Genomic DNA, 23,240 nt, shown 5'->3' with positions numbered 1-23,240 from the left:
TAAATAATTAATTTAGCTATGAATTACGATACCAGTAAAAACACTATTTTAGATAGCAATTCATTAGAAAATGATGAAAAACTGCTAACGCCTTTGATGGTTTTTGCTCGGGAAGTTTTTTTGTACGAAAACGGGGCTATCTCTGAGCAAGATTCTGTAAATGCTGTGCCGTACCAGCTCGATGAAATCAATAATTTATGTGTTGACAATCTCCTGGGAAAAGTGGCTCGGTGCTGTCGGGAAAGCAATGTGGGAAAAAAATTACCGACGGCTTTTTACGTTCACGTTTCGGCTTTGCAGAGACTCAACCCTGTCCTCGGAATTTACGAAACTTGTGCCAGACGTACTCTCGAAAATATTGATGAAGCAACTTTAGTTAAATTTTTGCTCCATCAACCTAAAATATCTTATCTTTTTTACCCTGATTTCGATACAGATGCTCATCCTGCTTTGCAAACCAGCATCCAAATTAATCTAGCAACAGGGGAAGTTAAATATTTCGATTACAGCAACAGCGAAAATCCCCCTGTTTTGCACCGTAAGGAAACTTTTGTAGCTGCGGATTATCCCAATTACGAAAAGTTTGCGAGGCTGACTCGCTGCGAGGAAAAGTGGGGGCTGCTTGACAATACTAGCGTTATCGGCACTCGCGATGGTTGGCTCAAATATTTGGGATATTGCGGTGTAGAAATCCAAGATCATACCGTTGTCGAGCGTTTGAAACAGGAGAATAGCGAGCTATCAATTCCTAAAATCGAGCGACACAAAGCTGCAATGGTACGCAACTCGCTTTCTAAACCTCTGCGTCTGGTTTTAGAAGCTGATTTAGCGAGGGACGGGGCAACTTTTTTTGATTACGGTTGCGGTTACGGCGGGGATATTAAATATATTGCACAAGAGGGTTATGCTATTTCTGGTTGGGACCCATACTATCAGCCGGATAGTCCGCGAATTAGTGCTGATATTGTGAATCTTGGTTATGTGATTAATGTAATTGAATCTTTGGCGGAACGCCGAGAAGCTTTGCTGAATGCTTGGGAATTAACTAAGAATTTATTAGTGGTGGCGGCTCAAGTTTTGATTGATGATAGCGATCGAGGCCAAATTGCTTATGGGGATGGGGTGATTACTTCTCGGAATACTTTTCAGAAGTATTACGAACAAGAAGAGTTGAAGGTTTATATTGACCAAGTTTTGAGTGTTGATGCGATTCCTGTGGCTTTGGGAATTTATTTTGTGTTTCGGGATGCGGCGGAGGGTGAAAGTTTTCGCGCTTCTCGGTTCCGATCGCACTTATCGACTCCCAGAGTGCGATCGCAAGTTAAGCGGTTTGAGGATTATGCGGAAATGCTGGCTCCTTTGATGGCTTTTGTGAGCGATCGGGGCCGGCTTCCGGTTAAAGGCGAATTAGCGGAAGAATCGCCAATTAAGGAGGAATTTCACAGTTTTAATCGCGCTTGGAGGGTGATTTTGCAAGCAACGGATGCCGATGATTGGGAGAAAATCGCCGACAAGCGCCGCCAGGATTTGCTGGTATATCTCGCTCTCAACGGTTTGGGCGATCGGCCTTCAATCCGCCGACTCCCGGCTCAAATCCGCAACGACATCAAAGGTTTGTTTGACAATTATCAAAAAGCTTGCACTTTGGCAGATTTAATGCTGTACAGTCTGAGCAAACCTGATATTGTGGCTGACTGCTGCGAAGATAGTGCGATCGGCTACAAACAGCCCGGTACTCTTTCAGTTCACGTCTCTGCATTAGAAGAACTAGACCCTTTGCTCAGGCTCTACGAAGGCTGCGCCAACCGCACAATTGGCAGACTTGACGGCGCGACAATCATCAAATTTTACGCTCGCAGACCTCAGATTTCCTATTTATTTTATCCCGATTTTGACACTAACCCGCATCCAGCCCTCCACACTTCTATGCACATAGATTTGCGCGATCTTTCGGTCAGCTATCAAGACTATTCTGATTTGTACAACCCGCCAATTTTAGTTAGAAAAGAAGCTTTTGTTACTGCTAGTTATCCCCATTATGAAAAGTTTGCGAAACTCACCCGCCAAGAAGAAAAATTAGGGATTCTCGATGGTGGCGCAGTTAAAAAGCATCGGGAATGGATGAAGTGTTTGGAGGAAAATTGCGTTAAAATTAAGGATCATAAGTTGTTTTGGCGATCGAATGCTGACCCAGAAAAATTGAAAATGCTGCAAAAAGCTGCTGCGGAACGCCAGCATAAAAAAATTGAGGTTAATGTGGGAAAGATTGAACGAACCGCAGAGGGCACAGAGGGCGCAGAGGAGGGAAAAGAAGAGGGAGAGGAATAGTCATGGAAACAGAGTATGATTTTAGGGGGACTTAAACAATTTTTAAGCCCAAACCAATATAATTATAGTTAAGGCAACGATTGAGGAAAAGTGGTAATCATGGTAGTCCGTCAACCCCGCTATAGCAAAGAAGAGTTTGCTCAACGTGGCGATCTCATTTACCAAACTCAAATACGTTCACAAATCGAATCTGAGAATCAAGGTAAAATTGTAGCGATCGACATTGAAACTGGAGACTTTGAAGTTGATGCGAGTGAAATAGCTGCTTGCGATCGCCTTGAATCTCGTCACCCAAATGCTCAAATCTGGATTGTTCGCGTTGGGTATCGTCACGTTCGCCGATTCGGTGGACGAACCAAGATATCTGTACGATCGCAGGAATCGTTAATGCTGATTTTGAACCGATTATCTCGCTTTCAATATGTGACTCTGATGGGAAAGTTTACAGACATGAGGCGATCGTAGACACGGGTTTTAATGGTTGGCTTTCATTACCTTCCGACAAAGCATTAGGCTTCTTGCTACAATGTTTTGATACAGTTCAAGTCAGGTAGAATATGTCCCTAATGAGCGCCCCAGCAAAATTCCAAGCAACCTCTCCTCCTTTCCGTTGGGATGAAGCGGGAGGTATCCGTATAGGTTCGAGTCGAGTCACCCTAGATAGCATACTTGCTTCATACCACAATGGCTCCACTCCCGAAGAAATCGCTATTCAGTATTCAGTTGTTCGCTTAGAAGACATATACAGTACCATTGCTTACTATCTCAACCATCGTCAGGAAATTGACAGTTATTTGGAACAGCGCAGCCAACAATCTCAGCAACTGAGACAAGAACTTTCTCAAAAACACAACTTAGTTGAGCTGAGACAACGTTTGCTTACTCGTTATCAGTCAAAAGGGGAGTCGATACCAAGTGCGCCTTCTAACTGATGAAAATTTTAATGGAGCCATATTGCGTGGGCTGGTGAGACGTTTGCCTGAATTAGATATTGTTCGTGTCCAAGATGTAGGGCTGATTCACACTGACGATCCAGATATTTTAGAATGGGCGGCTAATGAAGGACGCATCTTACTTACCCATGATGTGGCCACTATTACGATGTATGCCTACGAGCGAGTCAATCAAGGACTACCTATGCTTGGAGTTATTGAGGTTATTGCAACAGCACCCATTGGTAAGATCATTGATGATTTAGAACTATTTATTTGTTGCAGTCAGCCTGATGAATATGAAGGTCGAATTCTTTTCATCCCTTTCCCTTGATATACTTAACCTGCTTAGGATGTATATTAATATTAGAAGTACCTCGAACAATCAACTGCGGAGTGGTAAATGAGTCAAAATATTTATCTATTTAAGGGTGATGACCCGGATATAAATCTTGCTAGCAAGAAGGCACGCGAATCATTTAAATATTTTTGGCGTGAGTTGTCATGGGAAAGGCGGCGGATAATTCCTGGGCTGGGTATAAGTGCAGTAAAAATTCAATTTCCGACTGGAAAGGTGACGGATTCGGCACCGTCAGTTGAACATATGTGGGTGGGGAATGTTAACTTTGATGGTCTGAAAGTTAGTGGAGATTTATTAAACGATCCGAGATGGATAGATGGAATAGGATCGGGCGACCGGATTGTGATGGGCTTCAACGATATCGATGATTGGATATATTCTATTCATGGGATAGTTTATGGTGCGTATACTGTTAATGCAATGCGGCTTAAAATGAATAGCGATCGAAGACGCGCGCATGATGATGCCTGGGATTTGAAATTCGGCGATCCGAGAGAAATCCGAATTGTTCCCGATAGTTATTTAAATAAAGAGTCAAGCAATAAGGATGAATATGAAATCGGCGAGCATCCAATGAGTGAGAATATGGCGACAAAAATTGATGGTGCATTAAGTGAAAATCCTACTACTGTCAATCAAATTGATGAATATGGTTGGACTATGCTGCAATATGAGGCATTGGCTGGCAACTTAACTCCAGTTAAATTATTATTAAAGTATGGTGCCGATCGGATGATTAAGAATCCGGATGGGTTGACGGCGATTGATTTGGCAGAATTCATGAAATGGAATAAAATTATTGATTTTCTAAGATAATTGCCGGGACTTATAACAGGGAATTGTTCGCGGGACACAAGAGCCGCAACATTCGTCTTTATGAGCGGCTCAGATACAAGCTATTCAAGAGTGAAAAAATAAACAAACCCCTGTCGTTCGCGTTCATACAGAAACAGTGAAAAGCCCCAACAAGCAGCACAGGCTGTGGCAGTAGTTTGAAAACGATCGTTTTTTGTCATAACGTATTGACATTGTAAATACATTTTCCCTATACTAGGGAGCATGAATGTATACTTCGTGCTCAATGGCATTACCTTTGTATGGGATGACTCAAAAGCGCGGATCAATCCCACAAATCATGATGGGGTTACTTTTCAACAAGCTGCTGAATGCTTCTTTGACCCATTTCTAGTTGTCGTTGATGCCAGCCGCAATGAGGAAGCGCGTGATGCTGTGATTGGGCTAGATAGTCGGTGGAATCTACTGTATGTGGTTCACATTGAGCGTGAAGAGAATGTCATTCGGATTATTTGAGCACGTAAAGCAACTCGTCAGGAGAGGGCAGAGTATGAAGATTGAAGCATTAAAGCAGCGATTAAACCGCAACCGTCCAATGACTAGCGTGACTATCCGTATGCCCGAAGATGTTGTGGAAGATTTAAAAAAAGTTGCACCATTATTGGGTTTTTCGGGTTATCAGCCATTAATTCGTGCTTATATCGGTCAAGGTTTGCGCGTTGATTTAGAACGATTTGAGAGCGAGACAGTGACAGCTTTAGTAGCAAGTTTGAAGCGTCGAGGTGTCAGCGATGCAGTGATTGATGAGGCATTAAAGGAAGTCGTTCATGCTAAATCATGTTAATTGTATCTAGCCAGCACTACAAAAAGGCGATCGATACCTGCACGCGAAGTCAAAAACCCGGTTTATGCCTCAATATCTCAAGGGATAAACCGGGTTTTTTAGGTTGATAGTGCGTAAGTCCTGTTAAGCAAACTTAATCTTCAAATAATCATCCTCCATCTTCGCCCCCGAAGGTTGCAGCGCCGCTAAAGCTTGCGGCAACACCAAATTACGGCGGTGATTCCCAATCCGAACATTCAACTCATCTCCCGTTTTGCTCAACTGAATCTGATCCTTAGCAATTCCGGGCAAATACAGTTCAAGACTATATTGATTGTTTTCCTGCACGATCTTAATCGTATTTTCTTGGTAATAAACTTGACTTGGGTCTTCGTCTTTGTAAAGCGTTTCTTTCAACCGTTCTAAAGCTGCCAAACCGCACATTTCTTCTGAATACAGCGGCACTTCTTTAACTGGCAGCGGCATGAAATCTGAGTGGATTTCCTGACGGTACTGTTCCTGGCTTTCTTTCCACCGTTTAAAAAATGGATCGGTTACTGCTGCGGGAATAATCCGGTTGGCTACTACTAAATCTGTGGCTACATTGTACAAACTCAAATAGGCATGAGCCCGCAGAGACTCTTTAATTACCATTTTTTCTGGGTTGGTAACTAACCTTACCGAAGTTACAGTATTGTCCGTTAAAATCTTTTCCAAAGCCTCAATTTGTTCGTAAAATTCGTAAGGTGCATCCATCACCTCTTTGTCTGGCAAAGAAAAACCCGCAATTGGTCTAAAAATAGGTTCAACTAAAGGTCTCAGGGCGGCTGATATGCCTTGCAGAGGCTTGTAAAATTTTCTCATGTACCAGCCGCCAACTTCCGGCAAACTTAGCAGTCTCAATGCTGTGCCAGTCGGAGCAGAATCGATAATTAAAACATCAAATTCGCCTTCGTCGTAATGCCGCTTCATCCGCACTAAACCGAAGATTTCATCCATTCCTGGCAAGATGGCTAATTCTTCAGCTTGCACCCCTTCGAGCCCCTGCGCTCGCAAGACTTGAGTAATGTAGCGCTTAACTGCTCCCCAATTGCCTTCTAATTCCCTGAGAGCGTCTAATTCTGCTCCCCACAAATTCGGTTTCACCTGCCGCGAATCGTGCCCGAGTTCCATGTCGAAGCTGTCGGCTAAGGAGTGAGCGGGATCTGTGCTCAGCACTAGGGTTTTGTATCCCAATTCGGCACACCGCAGCCCAGTCGCAGCGGCTACGGAGGTTTTGCCGACACCGCCTTTTCCAGTCATTAATATTAAGCGCATTGATTGTTTAGCTCGCCTGAAAGTAATTTACTCCTATATTGTAACGTTATGTAACATAAATTAATTTAGTGGGGAATTAATTTGGGCGATCGCGCCGCCAGACATACCGCATTTGCGGTTATCCACGAAACTGCTGCAATGTCAAGAGCAGTTAAAATTATTTATCTCAGATATCAATTGCAACAAATAAAAATCCATCAGCGTTGATCTGCGTTGATCTGCTAACATCTGCGGTTAAAAAGGGATCTCGCTCTTGAAACACTATTTTTTATTGCTAAAAAACCTAAGAAAAATTATCAAACATTAGTTGTCAGAGGAAATACAAGCTGTTTGAGCACATCCAACCGCGAACAGTCCCAGTAATCGATGTGAGAAACAATTAAACCGTCGCTGTTGACTTTCAGTTCGCTCCTACCGGCGATCGCCATTTTCGGTTTCCAAGGTAGCGGTGCGATCCACCTCAGAGTCCAGCGAGTGTCTATAGTATCTCCCGACTGCGAAATCCCGTGCAAATCGAGATTTATATCCTGAAAAAAAGTCCCCATAAACCCGATCATTTTGCGGTAGCGATCGACTCCGGTAAATCGATTCACCGGGTCTTCAAAATAAACATCTTGGGCGTAAATGTTGTAAGTCTGATTTTCGGGGAATCTTTGATAATCATCTTTGAGAATTTCAATAATATCCATTATGATTAGCTATTTGCCTGAAATTATTATAATATAGTTTATACCTGCTTGAGAAAAGGCGGACAACTTATGATCGATCTATACACTTTTACCACACCGAACGGTCGCAAAGTCTCGATCATGCTCGAAGAAATAGGTTTACCCTACAACGTGCACGTCATCGACATCACAAAAAACGACCAATTTAGCCCAGAGTTCATCGCAATCAACCCCAACAGCAAAATTCCGGCGATAGTCGATCGAGATAACGGCATCACCGTCTTCGAGTCCGGCGCTATTCTGATCTATCTTGCCGAAAAAAGCGGCAGATTTCTGCCCGCAGACAAACAAAAATACTTTCAAGTTATAGAGTGGCTGATGTTTCAAATGGCCAGCGTCGGCCCGATGTTTGGTCAGCTAAACCACTTCAAACGCTTTGCACCCGAACAAATTCCCTATGCGATTGGGCGCTACGAAAAAGAAACCTTGCGCCTCTACGGAGTATTAGACACTCAACTAGCAAAATACGAATACATCTGCGGCGACTATTCGATCGCCGACATTGCTACCTATCCCTGGGTTGCTATTTACGAATTTCAAGGATTAACTCTCGACAACCACCCCCACCTCAAACGTTGGGTAGAAACCGTGCAGAAGCGTCCCGCCGTTGAGCGCGGCATGGCTGTTCCATCCTTATAAACCCCCCATCTAAATTCTATTTTCTGGAGGGCTGGACACCCCACAACCAAATTGACTTTTGTGGAACGGGCTTCTAGCCCGTTCTTAATAAACAGCGGGCGGGCTAAGCTGTTGTGCATTTAATTTGTATGTTGAGGGCGGGCTTTCGGGTCCACCCCACAAAGGGAAAGATTTATTTTACTATGCAATTTAAATGCGGATTAGCTTAGGAGCAACGACCCACAAAGCAAGTTTAGTGGTTGTGGAACGGGCTTCTAGCCCGTTCAAAAAAAGCCCTCAAACTCAATCCGCGAAATGCTTAATAATTGCCTCCGCAAACTCCGAACACTTCAACTCAGGCACCGGCGGCTCCATCAACCTCGCCAAATCATAAGTAACTTCACCGTTAGAAATTGCCACTCCCAAACCCTTCTTAATCAAGTCTGCAGCTTCCTGCCATCCCATGTATTCTAACATCATCACCCCGGACAAAATCAGGGAACCGGGATTGACTTTATCTAAACCCGCGTGTTTCGGTGCAGTACCGTGAGTTGCCTCGAAAACAGCACATTCATCACCAATATTCGCACCGGGGCCCATGCCCAATCCGCCGACAATGGCGGCGGCCGCATCGGACAAATAATCCCCGTTCAGATTCATGGTCGCCAAAATCGAATACTCAGCCGGTCGGGTTTGAATTTGTTGGAAAATACTGTCAGCAATTCGGTCGTTGACCATGATTTTTTCTTTCCACTGGCCGCTGCCGTGACTGTCCCAAATTGCAAACAGAACGTCGGCTACTTCTTGACGAATTTTGGCTTGTTTTTCTGGGGTCAAAGCATCGTATCCCGGATCTATTTTGCGGGCATTATCTTCTAAGCTAATGTCGGGATTTTTTTCTTTGTTGCCCAGAATCCAAGACTCTCTTTCAGTTACGCACTGTTCGCGAAATTCGGTGGTTGCCACCTCATAACCCCAATCTCGGAAAGCTCCTTCTGTGTATTTCATGATGTTGCCTTTATGCACCAAAGTCACTTGCTGCTTATCTTTCGGCAACCGTAAAGCGTGGGTAATGGCGCGCCGTACTAAACGCTGAGAACCTGTTTTGCTAATGGGTTTAATTCCGATTCCAGAATCTAGGCGAATTTGTTTTTGGCCGTGTTCTGGTGTTGCGGGAATTAACTCATTATTGAGGAATTCAATCAATTTTTTTCCGATTTCGCTGCCTTTTGCCCATTCAATTCCGAGGTAAATATCTTCTGTATTTTCCCGGTAAATAATTACATCTAGGAGTTCAGGAGTTTTGTGTAGCGATGGTGTTCCAGCATAATATTTGCAGGGCCGCACGCAGGCGTAAAGGTCAAAGATTTGCCGCAAAGCTACGTTTAGCGATCGAATGCCGCCCCCGATTGGGGTTGTCAGCGGCCCTTTGATGGCGACTCCGTATTCTTTGATTGCGTCTAAGGAATCCTGGGGGAGATATTGGTAAGTACCGTAGACATCGCAGGCTTCGTCGCCTACATAAATTTTAAACCAGTTGATTTTTCGATCGCCACCGTAAGCCTGTTCTACCGCAGCATCCATGACTTTCTGGGATGCAGGCCACAAGTCAACGCCGGTACCGTCGCCGCGAATGAAGGGAATAATCGGGTCATTGGGGACGATCGGCGAACCATCTTTGAAAGTAATTTTAGAACCTGTTGTCGGGGCTACAATCTTTTCGTACATATGTTAACAGTGCGGATAGGAATGTTTCCTATTTTCCCACGATTGTCTGCCTAAACTTCAATCAATTATAAATATTTGTATGAATTTTTGATAAATTGATTTTGAACTGCAGATAACAGCAGATAAACGCAGATCAACGCAGATGTTTTTGGGGAGGTCTGCATTTATCTAGGATTTTATTCTTTTTGCATATTCTTCTTCACAATCCACAAAATACACCAGATGACTATAATCACGACAACTATTTTGGAAACCGGGGCCAGATATTCATCTACAAGTGCATAATTTTCCCCCAGTTTATATCCGGCAAAAGTGAGAAAACTTACCCACAAAATAGTGCCGCCTGTTGAGTAGAGTAAAAAAGGAATTAAACGCATATTGTTGATGCCAGCGGGCAGGGAAATCAGGGTACGAACTCCCGGTACGAGGCGACACAAAAACACGGCTTTGTTGCCGTGTCTGTTAAACCATCTATTTGCTTTGTCGATATCGGCGCCTGATACAGTAATCCATTTGCCGTATTTGTCGGCTAAATTCCTCAAGCGTTCTTCGCTCAATAATTTACCCGCATAGTACCAGGGAAGTGCTCCCAGAACTGTACCGATTACCCCTGCTGCGATCGCCGGTGCAAACTCCATTCCGCCCTTCGATACCGTGAATCCTGCCAGCGGCATAATCAATTCTGAGGGGATGGGCGGGAAAAGATTTTCTAAAAACATCAACAGCCCAATTCCGAGATAGCCCATCGACTGCATTGTGTTAGTTATCCATTCAACCATTTTGATTCACTAATTTGGTTTGGTAAGAAGAAGTCAGTCGTCATTAGTCATTAGTCATTGCTCGTTCCCAGGCACAGCCGGGGAACACATATATAGAGGCTCTGCCTCGACTCCCCATGAGGGAGGCAGAGCCTCCTTGTATTCATTCCCCGGCACAGCGTGGGAACGAGAATACTATGATTAAGTGCCCGAAGTCCAAGAGTTTGTGTACTCAATTTGTTCGGCAGTCAAGGTATCAATGTGAATACCCATTGCTTCCAATTTGAGACGGGCAATTTCTTTGTCAACTTCCACGGGAATTGAGTGAATACCAGGCTCTAGTTTGCCTTTGTTCGTAACTAGATATTCGCAGGCTAAAGCTTGGTTAGCAAAGCTCATATCCATCACGGCGCTGGGGTGTCCTTCGGCTGCTGCCAAGTTGATCAAACGGCCTTCGCCCAACACAATAATCGACTTGCCATTATTGAGGTGATATTCTTGAGTGAAAGACCGGACTGTTTTCACGTCGGTGCTTTTTGCGCCGAGGGATTTGAGGTCAATTTCAATGTCGAAGTGACCGGAATTGCAAACAATTGCGCCGTCTTTCATGCTCTCGAAATGTTCGGCACGAATGACGTGTTTGTTGCCGGTAACGGTAATGAATATATCTCCGACTGTTGCTGCTTCGTCCATCGGCATGACGCGGAAACCGTCCATCACTGCTTCGATCGCCCGAATCGGATCGATTTCGGTGACAATTACGTTAGCACCCATACCGCGGGCGCGCAGTGCCGTGCCTTTGCCGCACCAACCGTAACCTGCAACCACAATATTTTTACCGGCTAACAAAATATTGGTAGCGCGGATAATGCCGTCTAGGGTAGATTGACCGGTGCCGTAGCGGTTGTCAAAGAAGTGCTTGGTGTCGGCGTCGTTGACGTTCATTGCGGGGAAAGTCAGCACGCCGTCTTTCAACATGGCTCGCAGGCGCACGATGCCTGTGGTAGTTTCTTCGGTAGTTCCAATTAAGTCGGAAATTTGGTTCGGGCGGTGCTGGATCAGGGCCGCTACCACGTCGCTGCCGTCGTCGATAATAATATTGGGGCGGTGGTCTAGGGCTGTGTAGACGTGACGTTCGTAGGTAGCCGCGTCTTCTCCTTTGAGGGCGAAGACGGAAATGCCGTAGTCTTCAACTAAGCAAGCCGCTACGTCATCTTGAGTGCTCAAGGGGTTGCTGGCGATCAGTACGGCGTCGCCACCGCCGAGTTTGATGGCGATCGCCAAATGAGCGGTTTCTGTGGTTACGTGGCAGCAAGCAGCCAAGCGAATGCCAGCGAAAGGCTTTTCTTTAGCGAAGCGTTCTTGAATTTGTCGCAAAACCGGCATTTCCCGGCCGGCCCACTCAATGCGTTGCTTTCCCAAGGGGGCGAGGGACAAGTCTTTGACTTCGTGTTTAATCTTGACGGATGTAGCAACCATGTATGTTATTTCTGAGGAATCATCAAACTTTGTTAGTTCTAGCAGATTAACCCCTCGGCGGGCAAGTGCTGTGATTTTACTCGATCGGGCTGGGCGAGGTTAATCTTAAATTTTGATTGTGTTCGATCAACCAATTTGCGATCGGCACAGGGCAGTCACCCGCACCGCGAGAGTCAAAAATTCCTGTCGGGCGATCGCGAGCTCAATCTTTTTTGTTAGCGTGGCGTTCTTGAATTATATGAATAATAGAAGGCACAAAAGAAAGTACAATTATTCCACAAACAATCGGCAGTAAATATTTGTCAACTCGATCGGGAGGAATCATTTTTCCGAAATAATAACCCAGCAGAGTTATCCCCACTGTCCACACAAACCCGCCGACGAGGTTATAAAACATAAAAGTTTTGTATTTCATTGCCGCCACTCCCGCCACTATCGGCGCAAAAGTGCGGACAATTGGCATAAATCTCGCCAGTACAACTGCTTTTTGACCGTGTTTTTCGTAGAATTTTTCGGTTTTTTCTAAATATTCTTTCTTAAACAGCCACGAATCTTCCTTCTGAAATAAGCGACGGCCCCAACGGTGTCCCATTGCATAGCCAACATTATCACCAGCCACCGCGCAGACAAAAGCCCCAAAAATTAGCGTCCAAGTATTCAGAGAGTCGGGCGCAGCAGCGACAATTCCAGCAGTAAACAGCAAGCTGTCTCCTGGCATAAAAAAACCGAACAGCAATCCGGATTCTGCGAACACAATAGCCCAAATCCCCAAATAGCCAAAGGTTTTAATCAGTTGCTGCAAATCAAAATTCATCTTTCTGTTTTTCCGAGGAATGAGCTAAGCAGTAGATCAATGAAATATATGATATCATTGTCTGTTGAATATAGCATAAACGAGGGTCTGGAAAAATCAGAAATTAGCCAGCGATCGATTATTGGTCTAAAATTTTTGAGTTCAAATTTAACAATGGGTGTGATAATTCAACACATCCAAACTAGCTTGTTAAACCTGTTGGGTCAAGCGATCGAGGTAATGCCGTCAATAGCAGCGGCTGTGGTAGTTCTGGTGCTGACGAACACCGCAGCGAAGTTTGTTCGCCGAACAATCTCGGCAGCTACTCAACAGACTGTCAAAAGTTTGTCCTTGCGATCGCTATTGGTGCAGATAGCCTTTGCCCTCACTTGGGCTGCTGGCAGTTTGAGGGCCTGCGTGATTGCGTTCCCAGCTTGGCGGGCTGCAGATATCATCAGTTGGTTAGGACTTGGTTCAGTAGGGATTAGTTTCGCGTTCCCAGACATCTTCAAATACTTTTTAGCGGAAATATTGTTGCTGTTGCGCGAACCGTTGCAATTGGGCGATCGGATAATTGTAGAAGGCTTTGAAGGTACTGTTGAAAAGATTTTGCTGCGTTCAACTCAAATTATTAGCGATCGGGGAGAGCGATTTATCGTGCCGAAGGCGATCGTATTTACCAATTCAGTGCGGGTACTAACAACCATTCCACACAGGCGAACCAACCTGCGTTTAATTTTAGCCTGCGATACCGACCTTCCCGAGCAATGGAAACCTTGGTTAAAGCTATTGCCGAAGTTGAAGGCGTTTTGTCCCAAAGAACTCCAGAAGTTGATACTTCAGGCATTAAGAGACCTCCACAAAAAGAATGATCCAATAGCTATGTGGGTTTAGCGAAAATTTCTACAAACCATTTGTGAAGATTGGGGAGACGATGAATCTGGGTTTCAATTTCTGCCATAGCTAACTCCGAAAGTTTAACTCCTGTGGAGTAAATTGTTTCTACCAATGTCACCACTGGATTTTTATCCTTAAATGTGAGAGTTTTGGCGAAATTTACAACAGTCTCAACAGTGTCAAGTAAACTACCATTCCAATGCTTTTCTAACCAACCAAAACAACGTTCTATTGGGTTATATTTACTATGATAGGGCGGATAATAAGCTAATTGTAACGTCAGTTGAGATTGTTGGGAAAAATCTAAAATTCGTTTCATAAACTGAGTACGACGAGAATGATTTTCCGGTCCATTATCCTGATTGATGACCAATTTTTGAATGTGACTAAAACGGTGTTTAACAGTTTGCCACCAACTTTCAAGTAAGTCAACTATACAATCAGCCGTCAACTTAGAAGTAACGAAGAATAAAAATAGCTCATTGTACTCAGGCAGAAAAATACCATAGGGAATCACACTTGATTGAGTCGAAAAATCGTGGTCAACTGCAATAGTTGGCGTCCGATTTTTACCACCTCTATCAAATTCTCCAATCTTGACGGAAGCTTTGGCATCAATGGAAATTCGGAGAGTATTTGGGTTATTATCGGCTGCTGTATTGACTTGTTCAAGTTGTTCAAAAATGGCTGAGGTCTCGGGGATTTTTTTGACTGGTTTAGTTTTCAAAACTCGTTTTAAGGTATAACCCAAATCATTCAATCTTCTTCTAATTGTTTCGGCGCTCGGTAGTTCTTCATCACTATAACCAAATTGTTTAATTAATTGACGACGGACTTCATTGGCAGTCATGCGCGTATATAATCGTGTACTCTTAAAGCTAGGATCAGTTTGACTGTGTGGGTCTACTAACGATGTAATATCTTTCAATAAGTTGGGTAATTTTGTTTCAACCCGCTTTCGTCCACTGCGCTTGAAACCATCGACAATTGGCTCACCACTTTTCAATTCTTTCATCCCTTTACGGATGGTCCGTCTATTCCATCCTAACTCCCGTTCTACTAACGTTTGTCCACCTATTCCTAAATCTTTGACTACCGATGCCATGAATTGTCGTCTGTCTGTCCCCTTGAGTTTTTTAGCTGTTTCGATGTAAAGAGATTTGGCGTGTTCGGTCAGTTTCATGATAGATTTTAGAGACATAAGATAGGCTGCACACTGAAATTATATTTTGACTATTATAGGATCAATCATTCTGTGGCGTTCTCTAACCAAGGTTCTTGACATCTTATTCTCCGCTATTGGACGCTGCCGGAACAAGCACAGGTGCTAGGGACAAAAGCCCTGGTTGTGGTGGCGATTAAAGTAACGTGCGTCGGGGCGGACATTAAAATTCTTGGCGTTGCACAATTTGAGGATCGTTATTGTGGGGAGTAGGGGTTAGGCGTCCCGCCTGCTGTGAAAATACACGCCTTCGGGATCATGGGCCCATCCCGCAAAACAATCAAAATCATCCCGCTATTATGCAACGCCAAATTCTTCAACGGGTATCGGTGACTTTGTACGATCGAACACTTTACCGTGAGTGAGTTTTGAATTTTGAGTTGGGAGAGGGAGAGAGCGGGAGAGGGAAAGAGTGGGAGAGGGCGAGAGTGGGAAAAATCCTGTTTCTCCCGTCGGACTTCTTCAATCTTGACCTGTGCCCTCCACATCGATGCGTTAAATCCCTTAAATCCGGTACGCTGGGCGTTGCCGAACTTCCCTCTGATATTAAATCTGCGCTCGATCGTCGGGAGTAAAATCGAGTCAACATCCAACTCTCAACCATCATTCAGTTTGGCGACCCCCAGTCAACAGTCAACAGTCAACAGTCATTAGGAGTGCAACCAGAATTGATATGACTTCTCCCTCCTGACTTCTCAAATAAAGCAAAAGGCGAGCCGATTTCTCATTAGCGCGCCTCCAAATTGAATTTTATTTTGTCAAACGTAAATGAGGAGATTATTCCGGTTGAAAAAATCATGAAGTCGTTTTGCTAGCGCGGCGACGGCGCGCTGCAACCAAGCCACCCAAACCGAGAGCCAAACCAGTCATTGTCATCGGTTCGGGAACTGCTTCTGCGCTGACTGTGAAGTCTTGGAAGTCTGCGTCGTTGTTGTTACCGCGATCGTCGAAGCCAATTAGCGTGCCTCCGTTAAACAGAGAAGCGTATCCGTTTGTGAATTGTCCGGCTGCTTGGAAGACGTTCGTGGTTTCTTTGTCGAGTGCGTCCCACAGTTGCGATTGCGCGCCAAAAACTGCTTGCTGGCTGCCGCTGTTCAACGCTGAGGTCGAGTAGACACTGCCACCCCAGCCGCTGTCGAGTCCCAAAGTGTAAACTTGATTTGCCAGGAATGTGAATACTGCCGAGCCAGAACCCAAGACTGTATTGCCCAGAGTTCCTTTCCATTCGTTTTCCCACTCGTTGTCTGAGGATTTAGTTTCCGAAAACAGGGTGCTAACTAGAGTGGCAGCCGAGTCCTTCACGCTGTAGATTCCCAAAGAGGATTGGTACATTCCGTGAGATTGTTTGAAGTTAAACTTGACGCTTGTATCTTGGCTGAATGTGATGCCGTTGGTACTAAAGGAGAAGGCTTGAGCTGGGGCTCCGGCGCCAAACAGAGCTGTGGCGGCTGCGGTAGCTGTGAGGGCCGATAAGAGTTTGGTATTCATAACCTGTTCCTTTTGTGCGAGGGTCTTAATAATTTCATTATGCGATACTTTGTTTGTATTTGGTTCACTTTAGGTAGAGTTTGACATATTCTTTATCAAGCCTTTACATAACCTTCACAAATACTGTCGATCGCATCTCCCTGCGGGCGATCGCTCCCTAAACATACCCCCCTAAATAATTATAATAATTGTGGCTTGAAACCTTTCATTCGCGGGCAGGGGAGCGCGGGTCAGCCCAACTTATCTGGCTCGGGCTCGTGCTAATTTTTTATTAGATTCTCAAGTCTAAATCCTCAACAGCAAACACTTAAGTATAAATACGGTAATATTCGTGGGTACTGACAGTTACAGAAGTTTTCTATTAGCCAGAAACTGGGAATATTTGTTTTTTGGGGCTTGTGTAGGGGAGTTAAAGTAGTTTATCTATCGGGTAAATTACGTACAAAATGCGATCGTTGGCTCTACGTATTTTGGTTGATATTAAATAGATCCCGTGGCGTGAGATATCCCAAAGATGCGATCGAGGAGATGCAATTTCCACAGACTGAAGCCGTAAAAGAGCGCATTGCCCCTCCACCAAGATTGTATAGAGCAGCTCTGGGCAAGTCTTTGCTCCCGAGCTCCGGCATCAAAACAGACCGCTGTAGCGTTCCTCTGCCCAAGGTTCGCCCCGCCGGTGGTAGCCGTTGCGTTCCCAAAAACCGAGTTCTTCAGTTTCTGTAAACTCCAGCCCGTTAATCCATTTAGCGCTTTTCCAAGCGTACAAGTGGGGAACTACGAGCCGCATTGGACCGCCGTGGTCTGCGGATAGAGGTTCGCCGAAGACGGTGTGGGCGAAAAAGTTTTCTTCTCGGAGGAAGTCGGCGATCGCAATGTTAGTGGTGTAGCCGCCGTAGCAGTGTTCCAGGACGTGCAGAGCTTTCGGATCGACTTCTATGTAGTTCATAAAATCTGTGACTTTGACTCCCGTCCACTGCACGTCGAGTTTTGACCACCTGGTGACGCAGTGAAAATCCGCAGTAAAGTTACTTTGGGGCATGGTCTGGAAGTCCGACCAAGTGAAGGTTTGTGGTTTTGCCAATCCCCAGACTTTAAATTCCCAACTCTCAATACTGACGGAGGGTGTATCGCCGTAGGTCAGCACGGGAAAGCCGTTGGCGAGGTATTGACCCGGGGGGACGCGATCGATGTTTTCTGATTCTGGCTTGCGAAAAAATTTGCCCAGCATTGATTCACGCTCTACAGTAACTGACTGCAATCCTGAGTATAGCTTGCAGAGATGGGCGCATCGCAATTCATCTCAAGGTAGAAAGCTTTCAGCACTTCTGTAGAAAGAAAAATCCTTAACTTCTATCTGAGCCCAACCTAATTCTGCCTTTGGAGATAGCCGAAGCTAACAATTACCAACTATTATGATCCCAGCCTAAGTAGGTAGGCGCTGTCAAACGCAATTGTGTAAACGATTGTCAAGTATCCACATTCCCTAAGCGTGGCTAAGTCAGCCCTGTTTACATACTGTTACATCGATCGGTTTAATTCTGCCTATCTACTTCTTAAGTATGTAATCCTACATTTTATCGCAATTCATGGTGCATTCCCCAATTTTTGATGTATTGTTACAATATGCTTAGATGCCATATGTAAAAAAATTTGATGGGGTAAAAATCATGATCGCAAGTTGCTTGATTCCGTTGACGGTGTGCTTGATTGCTGGGTGGGTGACTGCCGGGACTGACAATAGAACGCTAGACGGAATTCCGGCTCCCATAGCTGCAATTATTGGAGTGTGCTCGTTAATTTGGTTGCTGGCGGTGTGTCCTTGGCCTGTTGAACTCGCTCTAGTCTTGGCGGTAGTGGTTTTGGGCAAAGCTTATTTGCAAGATATCTTGAAAGTCGGCTGAATTTTCAGTGCTAGCGCTCCTATTATTTGCGGGAGCGCGCTCGATTGCTGCTACTTTGTTGAAATTTTTCCCGATTTGTGTGGCTAAGTTCTCAGAGGGAGTCGCAAAGGCGGAACCAACCCTAAAATTGGTGAAATTCAATTTAGATATTTCGGTTAAAAATTAGAACATAAAGATCGACAGAGAAACCCGGTTTATTTTAGATAAACCGGGTTTGTGAGCGTCGGAAATTTTGACACATCCCGCACCACTTGCTGAGGACTTCGACACTCGGAACCCAAGAAACCGGGTTTCTGAGTCCAGAAGTGTTGCTGTATGTGCATAAAATGGCGCTCTGTTAAATTGGCAAGCGATTGATATCTTTATTAGAACCAACTACTACCATCACCTCGCCCTTTCTCAAGCGTTCGCTGGGCTGCGGATTGATCTCGAACTTGTCGGCGCGACCGACTGCTAGCAAGTTCAAACCATACCTGCGCCGGAGTTCCAATTCGGAGATGGTTTTACCGTCAAACTTTTCAGGAACGAGCAACTCAACGATGCTGTGATCTGGGTCGAGGTCAAACCGTTCTAAAATGCTGGGTTGTGTAAGAACCCGGGCTAAAGAGCAGCCCATTTCTCGTTCTGGAAAAACTACATGATCTGCACCGACTTTTTTCAACACTTTTAAGTGAGTTTCCGAAGAAGCTTTGGCTATTACGTGACTTACCCCCCCTTCCTTAAGATTTAGGGTGGTGGTAATGCTTTCTGCTAGGTAATTGCCGATCGCAACTATCACTGTTTCAAATTCAAATATACCGGCTTCCGCCAGAGCGCTAGGCTCAGTAGAATCTAACTGCACAACGTGAGCAGCAATACGATCGTTCAAAGCTTGAGTTACTTTTTTTTCATCGGTGTCAACTCCCAAGACTTCGTAACCCAAGCCGTGCAGAGTCGAACACACAGCTTTGCCGAAGCGTCCCAAACCAATAACTGCAAACTGCTTGTTGTCGGCGCGCAAAGTGCGAAAAAAATTCAAAGATGACAGGTTCACTCAATATCCAGCGCTGAGCGTCTTGCTGTTTAAATTTTAGCAGAGACAGCGCCGCCTCCTTTTGATTTTTGGGTAAGTAGTAAAAGTTGATTTGGGTTGTCACCCATTGTTTAGATTATCAGCAACGAGACAGGATTTTTTTATCCCACTAACAAACTTTCCTCAGCATACTTAAAAGACCTGGGTTTTGGATCGCCGAATGCAGCACTTATCAGCAGCAGCACCCCAACCCTACCTATGTACATTGTAGCAATCAAAATCAACTTACCGATCGCTGAAAGCGTGGGTGTAATCCCAGTGGAAAGACCGACCGTGGCAAAAGCTGAAACTGCTTCATACAGCGCTGCGATAAATTCTACTTGGGGATTGGTCAGCTCGATTAAAATTGCAGATGTGAATGCGACCAACAGGGAACCGAAGACTACGCTAATGGTTTTTAGAATCATTGCTGGCGGAATTTGACGCTGATAGCACTCCACCTCTTCCTGGCCTTCGATAACTGCTGTGGTACAGCAAAACAATATCCTAAAAGTTGTGGTTTTAATTCCGCCGCCGGTGCTGCCAGGACTGGCGCCGATAAACATCAGCGCGATCGTCAGAAATAGCGATGCTTCGGTCATTTGGCCAATGCTAATTGTATTGAACCCCGCCGTGCGGGGAGTAACAGATTGAAACCAAGCTGCCATCAGCTTTTGAGGGAAATTTAGAGCGCCCAAAGTGTCTGGGTTGTCGTATTCCAGCACCAAAAAGGCTAGGGTTCCTAAAATTAAAAGGACAGCCGTTGTAGTGGTAACAACTTTGAAGTTCAGGGAAAAAACTGTGCAGATAGGGCTTTTGTTGAAGCGATCGCGCAGCCACAGGTACATTTCCATAATTACTTGATAGCCGATTCCCCCAAATATGATTAAACCCCCGACTGTGAAGTTAACCATAGGCGAACTGATGTAGCCGCTCAAATTATCTGAATAGATGCTAAAACCGGCGTTGTTAAAGGAATTAACGCTGTGAAATATAGCCGACCACACACCCTCTTTAAATCCGTATTGGGGGACGAAAACCGTCATCAGCAAAAACACTCCTGTTAATTCAAACAAAAGCGTTGTTGCTAGAATTGACTGCACGAGTTGTACTACGCCGGCTAGCCCGGATTTGTCGAGAGATTGTTGCAGGGCAACTTTGTCTTTCAAGCCAAAGCGGCGGCCCAGTAACAGCAGCAAGAAAGTCGTGGCTGTCATGTAGCCCAAGCCTCCTATTTGCACCAGTAAAACTAGGCACAGTTGCCCCCAAAAAGAGTAATATTTTCCCACATCCACAACCGACAATCCCGTGACGCAGACAGCGGAAGTAGAGGTAAACAGTGCTGTTATTGGATCGCTCCAAGTTCCATCAATTGTGGAAAATGGCATCATCAGTAATAGAGCACCTGCGAGGATGACAGCGAGAAAGCCCAAAGCAATGGTTCGCGAGACAGTCATTCGATTTTAGATTTGAGATTTGAGATTTGAGATTTGAGAGGGAACCCACAAATCGATTTGAGATTTGAGGTTTTAGACGCAACCCACAAATCGATTTGAGATTTGAGATTTTAGACGCAACCCACAAATCGATCCTCGGGCTGGAAATCAGGACATCTCTGTCTGGCGAAGGCCGGAGACCGATCGAACTCAATCGCCAAATTCTATGACAACATCGGGAAAATAACGGTAGAATTCCTTTAATAACTTGCGATCCGGCGATGACATCAACACTTTACCAGCAAATTCAGCAACTTTACGACGCTTCTAGCGGTTTGTGGGAGCAGGTGTGGGGCGAACATATGCACCACGGTTACTACGGCCCGGATGGCAATTTGAAAAAAGAGCGCCGACAGGCTCAGATAGATTTGATAGAAGAACTGCTGGCATGGGCTGGAGTACCCTCAGAGAAGGCACTGTGTGAATCTTACCGCATTCTGGATGTCGGTTGCGGGATCGGTGGCAGCACGCTGTATTTGACCGAAAAGTTTAGTTCGATCGCTCAAAATAATTTAAAGTTGGATGGCGGGGTCGATCGAGAGGGTAGCCGATCGCCCGAACTCAACAAAACGGGCGCTAGCGTTACAGCTACCGGGATTACTCTGAGTCCGGTACAGGCCAACAGAGCGACCGAACGCGCTAAAATTGCCGATGCTCAAAGCAATGTGAATTTTTTAGTGGCCGATGCTTTGAATATGCCTTTTCCTGACGAGTCATTCGACTTGGTTTGGTCGCTCGAAAGCGGAGAACATATGCCAGACAAAATTAAGTTTTTGCAGGAATGCTGCCGCGTACTCAAGCCGGGAGGAACTTTGATTTTGGCAACTTGGTGTCACCGCCCGGTGGGAGAAACGGCGGGTGAATTAACTGATGAAGAGAGAAAGGAATTGGCAGAAATTTACCGGGTTTATGCTTTGCCTTACGTGATTTCTTTGCCGGAATACGAGGAAATTGTTCGCAGTTTGCCTTTGACAAGTATTCGCACCGCTGATTGGTCAAAAGCTGTTGCTCCTTTTTGGGATGTGGTGATCGATTCTGCTTTGACTCCGAGCGCGATTTGGGGTTTGCTAACTAGCGGTTGGACTACTATTCAAGCAGCACTTGCTCTGGGATTGATGAGCCGTGGATATCAGAGCGGGTTGATTCGTTTTGGGCTGATTTGTGCTGTAAAATAACAGGCATATATCAGAGAAGTTTTGAGTCTTGAGTTGATGAGTAAGGTGTGCATTGCACACCCTAGAGCATATTATTTGTTTGGTGCGGGTGTGAGATTTATGGGCAACGATTCGATTGGCAAGTCTTGGATTGATAAAAATGGCTCGGCTCCGCAAAGCTGGGTGAGGGCATTTTGGGAGTTTTCTCGGCCGCACACAATTGTGGGTACTAGCTTGAGTGTATTGGCTTTGTACGCGATCGCCCAAAGTGCGCGGCTGTCTGTGAATTCTGTATTTGAGCCCCTAGCTTTTGCCTGGTTGGCTTGCATTTGCGGCAATATTTATATTGTGGGATTGAACCAGTTAGAAGATGTTGAAATTGATAAAATAAATAAGCCGTATTTGCCGATTGCCTCTGGAGCATTTTCTCGGAAAACCGGGGAATTAATTGTAATTGCCACGGGAATTATAGCAATTTTGACTGCTGTTTTGCAAGGCCCGTTTTTGCTGGCTACCGTTGGGGTTAGTTTGGCGATCGGGACTGCTTATTCTCTGCCGCCACTTCGGCTGAAGCGGTTTCCTTTTTGGGCGGCGCTGTGCATTTTTACGGTGCGGGGCGCGATCGTAAATTTAGGGTTATTTTTGCATTTTAATTGGGTGTTGGGTTTGGGAAGGGCGAAAAGCGCTTTTTCTGGCTGGAGTTTGGAGAGTGTGTCTTTTGAGATTCCTGCGGAAGTTTGGGTGCTGACGGTTTTTGTTGTGGTGTTTACGTTTGCGATCGCCATTTTTAAAGATATCCCCGACATGGAAGGGGACAAGCAATATAATATTACTACGTTTACGATTGAGCTGGGCAAGGCGACCGTCTTTAATTTATCTCGCTGGGTGTTGACGGTGTGCTATTTGGGCGTGGCTTTGGCGGGAGCGATCGTATTGTCTAATGTTAATTTAGTGTTTCTGGCAGTTTCTCATTTGGCGGCTTTGGGTTTGATGTGGTTTTGGAGCGCGAAAGTTGATTTGGACGATAAAATAGAAATTGCTGGATTTTATCAGTTTATCTGGAAGTTGTTTTTCTTAGAATATCTGATTTTTCCCGCAGCTTGTTTGTTGGGGTAGAAGAGGTAGAAGGGGAAGAAGGAAGAAGGAAGAAGGAAAAAGGAAGTTCGGCAACAGATTCGCTTTCGTCGGATGTAACGGATGTCACTCCGATGGAAGGAGGAAGAAGGAAGAAGGAAGAAGGAAGGGGGAAGAAGGAAGGGGGAAGAAGGAAGAAGGAAGGGGGAAGAAGGAAGGGGGAAGAAGGAATAAGGAATAAGGAAGAAGGAAGGAAGAGTTAACAAATTAGAACAAGTTGGCAATTACAAGTTAGCG

Annotated in this window: 24 protein-coding genes; 13 read left to right on the top strand and 11 right to left on the bottom strand. The window is 45.1% G+C overall.

Going from position 1 to position 23,240, the window contains the following annotated elements; translation table 11 throughout:
* The first annotated feature begins 18 nt into the window (after positions 1–18).
* The 7 genes from OSC7112_RS21865 (at position 19) to OSC7112_RS21835 (ending at position 5,260) form a co-directional block, all read left to right on the top strand.
* Complete coding sequence (locus tag OSC7112_RS21865; RefSeq protein ID WP_015177947.1) at positions 19–2,328, top strand: DNA phosphorothioation-associated putative methyltransferase; 2,310 nt, start codon at positions 19–21, stop codon at positions 2,326–2,328.
* Between the two features lie 99 nt (positions 2,329–2,427).
* Positions 2,428–2,793: a hypothetical protein gene (locus OSC7112_RS21860; protein ID WP_015177946.1), complete on the top strand. Its 366-nt coding sequence runs from the start codon at positions 2,428–2,430 to the stop codon at positions 2,791–2,793.
* A 92-nt stretch (positions 2,794–2,885) separates the two neighbouring features.
* Positions 2,886–3,260 carry a DUF433 domain-containing protein gene (locus tag OSC7112_RS21855; protein ID WP_015177945.1) on the top strand — a complete coding sequence of 125 codons (375 nt, stop codon included), beginning with the start codon at positions 2,886–2,888 and terminating at the stop codon, positions 3,258–3,260.
* Positions 3,244–3,594, top strand: coding sequence for a DUF5615 family PIN-like protein (locus OSC7112_RS21850; RefSeq protein WP_015177944.1), 351 nt, complete (start codon positions 3,244–3,246; stop codon positions 3,592–3,594). The genes OSC7112_RS21855 and OSC7112_RS21850 overlap by 17 nt, the downstream gene beginning before the upstream one ends.
* A 69-nt stretch (positions 3,595–3,663) precedes the next feature.
* On the top strand, positions 3,664–4,437 hold the full coding sequence (locus OSC7112_RS21845) for a DUF2314 domain-containing protein (RefSeq protein WP_015177943.1): 774 nt from the start codon (positions 3,664–3,666) through the stop codon (positions 4,435–4,437).
* A gap of 243 nt (positions 4,438–4,680) precedes the next feature.
* On the top strand, positions 4,681–4,932 hold the full coding sequence (locus tag OSC7112_RS21840; RefSeq protein WP_015177942.1) for a BrnT family toxin: 252 nt from the start codon (positions 4,681–4,683) through the stop codon (positions 4,930–4,932).
* Between the two features lie 34 nt (positions 4,933–4,966).
* Entirely contained in the window at positions 4,967–5,260 is a 294-nt protein-coding gene (locus OSC7112_RS21835) for a hypothetical protein (protein WP_015177941.1), read from the top strand.
* 123 nt (positions 5,261–5,383) lie between these two features.
* On the opposite strand, the gene OSC7112_RS21830 is transcribed toward OSC7112_RS21835, so the two are convergent.
* Complete coding sequence (locus OSC7112_RS21830) at positions 5,384–6,556, bottom strand: TRC40/GET3/ArsA family transport-energizing ATPase (RefSeq protein ID WP_015177940.1); 1,173 nt, start codon at positions 6,554–6,556, stop codon at positions 5,384–5,386.
* A gap of 296 nt (positions 6,557–6,852) precedes the next feature.
* Positions 6,853–7,245: a C6orf136 family protein gene (locus OSC7112_RS21825; protein WP_015177939.1), complete on the bottom strand. Its 393-nt coding sequence runs from the start codon at positions 7,243–7,245 to the stop codon at positions 6,853–6,855.
* 69 nt (positions 7,246–7,314) lie between these two features.
* On the opposite strand from OSC7112_RS21825, the gene OSC7112_RS21820 reads away from it, so the two are divergent.
* Complete coding sequence (locus tag OSC7112_RS21820; protein ID WP_015177938.1) at positions 7,315–7,923, top strand: glutathione S-transferase N-terminal domain-containing protein; 609 nt, start codon at positions 7,315–7,317, stop codon at positions 7,921–7,923.
* Between the two features lie 282 nt (positions 7,924–8,205).
* Here OSC7112_RS21820 and OSC7112_RS21815 read toward each other — a convergent pair whose 3' ends face one another.
* From OSC7112_RS21815 to OSC7112_RS21800, 4 genes are all read right to left on the bottom strand, one after another.
* Positions 8,206–9,630: an NADP-dependent isocitrate dehydrogenase gene (locus OSC7112_RS21815; protein ID WP_015177937.1), complete on the bottom strand. Its 1,425-nt coding sequence runs from the start codon at positions 9,628–9,630 to the stop codon at positions 8,206–8,208.
* A 176-nt stretch (positions 9,631–9,806) separates the two neighbouring features.
* On the bottom strand, positions 9,807–10,409 hold the full coding sequence (locus OSC7112_RS21810; RefSeq protein WP_015177936.1) for a DedA family protein: 603 nt from the start codon (positions 10,407–10,409) through the stop codon (positions 9,807–9,809).
* A gap of 180 nt (positions 10,410–10,589) precedes the next feature.
* Positions 10,590–11,867: an adenosylhomocysteinase gene (ahcY, locus tag OSC7112_RS21805; RefSeq protein ID WP_015177935.1), complete on the bottom strand. Its 1,278-nt coding sequence runs from the start codon at positions 11,865–11,867 to the stop codon at positions 10,590–10,592.
* Between the two features lie 202 nt (positions 11,868–12,069).
* A complete protein-coding gene (locus tag OSC7112_RS21800; RefSeq protein WP_015177934.1) occupies positions 12,070–12,681 on the bottom strand; it encodes a DedA family protein in 612 nt (203 codons plus the stop codon).
* Between the two features lie 39 nt (positions 12,682–12,720).
* Between OSC7112_RS21800 and OSC7112_RS21795 the strand changes: the two genes are divergently transcribed.
* Positions 12,721–13,554, top strand: a complete 834-nt coding sequence (locus OSC7112_RS21795) for a mechanosensitive ion channel family protein (RefSeq protein WP_015177933.1) — start codon at positions 12,721–12,723, stop codon at positions 13,552–13,554.
* Here the strand turns inward: OSC7112_RS21795 and OSC7112_RS21790 are convergent.
* The 3 genes from OSC7112_RS21790 to OSC7112_RS21775 all read right to left on the bottom strand — a co-directional run bounded on the left by OSC7112_RS21790 (position 13,541) and on the right by OSC7112_RS21775 (position 17,495).
* Positions 13,541–14,740 (bottom strand): ISAzo13 family transposase, encoded by a 1,200-nt coding sequence (locus OSC7112_RS21790; RefSeq protein WP_083888119.1) that lies wholly within the window; start codon positions 14,738–14,740, stop codon positions 13,541–13,543. The two genes, OSC7112_RS21795 and OSC7112_RS21790, sit on opposite strands and share 14 nt — an antisense overlap.
* A gap of 834 nt (positions 14,741–15,574) precedes the next feature.
* Positions 15,575–16,267 carry a PEP-CTERM sorting domain-containing protein gene (locus tag OSC7112_RS21780; RefSeq protein WP_015177932.1) on the bottom strand — a complete coding sequence of 231 codons (693 nt, stop codon included), beginning with the start codon at positions 16,265–16,267 and terminating at the stop codon, positions 15,575–15,577.
* A 628-nt stretch (positions 16,268–16,895) separates the two neighbouring features.
* Positions 16,896–17,495 carry a sulfite oxidase-like oxidoreductase gene (locus tag OSC7112_RS21775; RefSeq protein WP_015177931.1) on the bottom strand — a complete coding sequence of 200 codons (600 nt, stop codon included), beginning with the start codon at positions 17,493–17,495 and terminating at the stop codon, positions 16,896–16,898.
* Between the two features lie 439 nt (positions 17,496–17,934).
* Here OSC7112_RS21775 and OSC7112_RS21770 point away from each other — a divergent pair, with 439 nt between their 5' ends.
* The gene (locus OSC7112_RS21770; protein ID WP_041623355.1) at positions 17,935–18,168 is read left to right on the top strand and encodes a hypothetical protein; all 234 of its coding nucleotides are present in this window, start codon (positions 17,935–17,937) and stop codon (positions 18,166–18,168) included.
* Between the two features lie 337 nt (positions 18,169–18,505).
* On the opposite strand, the gene OSC7112_RS21765 is transcribed toward OSC7112_RS21770, so the two are convergent.
* Positions 18,506–19,201: a potassium channel family protein gene (locus OSC7112_RS21765; protein WP_015177928.1), complete on the bottom strand. Its 696-nt coding sequence runs from the start codon at positions 19,199–19,201 to the stop codon at positions 18,506–18,508.
* A 140-nt stretch (positions 19,202–19,341) separates the two neighbouring features.
* Positions 19,342–20,676 carry a TrkH family potassium uptake protein gene (locus OSC7112_RS21760; RefSeq protein ID WP_015177927.1) on the bottom strand — a complete coding sequence of 445 codons (1,335 nt, stop codon included), beginning with the start codon at positions 20,674–20,676 and terminating at the stop codon, positions 19,342–19,344.
* 260 nt (positions 20,677–20,936) lie between these two features.
* Here OSC7112_RS21760 and OSC7112_RS21755 point away from each other — a divergent pair, with 260 nt between their 5' ends.
* Genes OSC7112_RS21755 through OSC7112_RS21745 form a run of 3 tightly spaced genes read left to right on the top strand, consistent with a single transcriptional unit; the run spans position 20,937 to position 23,206 of the window.
* A complete protein-coding gene (locus OSC7112_RS21755; RefSeq protein WP_015177926.1) occupies positions 20,937–21,890 on the top strand; it encodes a methyltransferase domain-containing protein in 954 nt (317 codons plus the stop codon).
* Positions 21,891–21,926: 36 nt separating this feature from the next.
* On the top strand, positions 21,927–22,985 hold the full coding sequence (locus tag OSC7112_RS21750; protein WP_015177925.1) for a homogentisate phytyltransferase: 1,059 nt from the start codon (positions 21,927–21,929) through the stop codon (positions 22,983–22,985).
* Entirely contained in the window at positions 22,970–23,206 is a 237-nt protein-coding gene (locus tag OSC7112_RS21745) for a hypothetical protein (protein WP_041622675.1), read from the top strand. The genes OSC7112_RS21750 and OSC7112_RS21745 overlap by 16 nt, the downstream gene beginning before the upstream one ends.
* The last annotated feature ends 34 nt before the right edge of the window (positions 23,207–23,240 follow it).

Origin of the sequence: Oscillatoria nigro-viridis PCC 7112 (assembly GCF_000317475.1) — a bacterium.
Lineage (GTDB): Bacteria > Cyanobacteriota > Cyanobacteriia > Cyanobacteriales > Microcoleaceae > Microcoleus > Microcoleus nigroviridis.
Note: the sequence above shows the minus strand (reverse complement) of the source record. Positions and strands in the feature narration are given on the sequence as shown.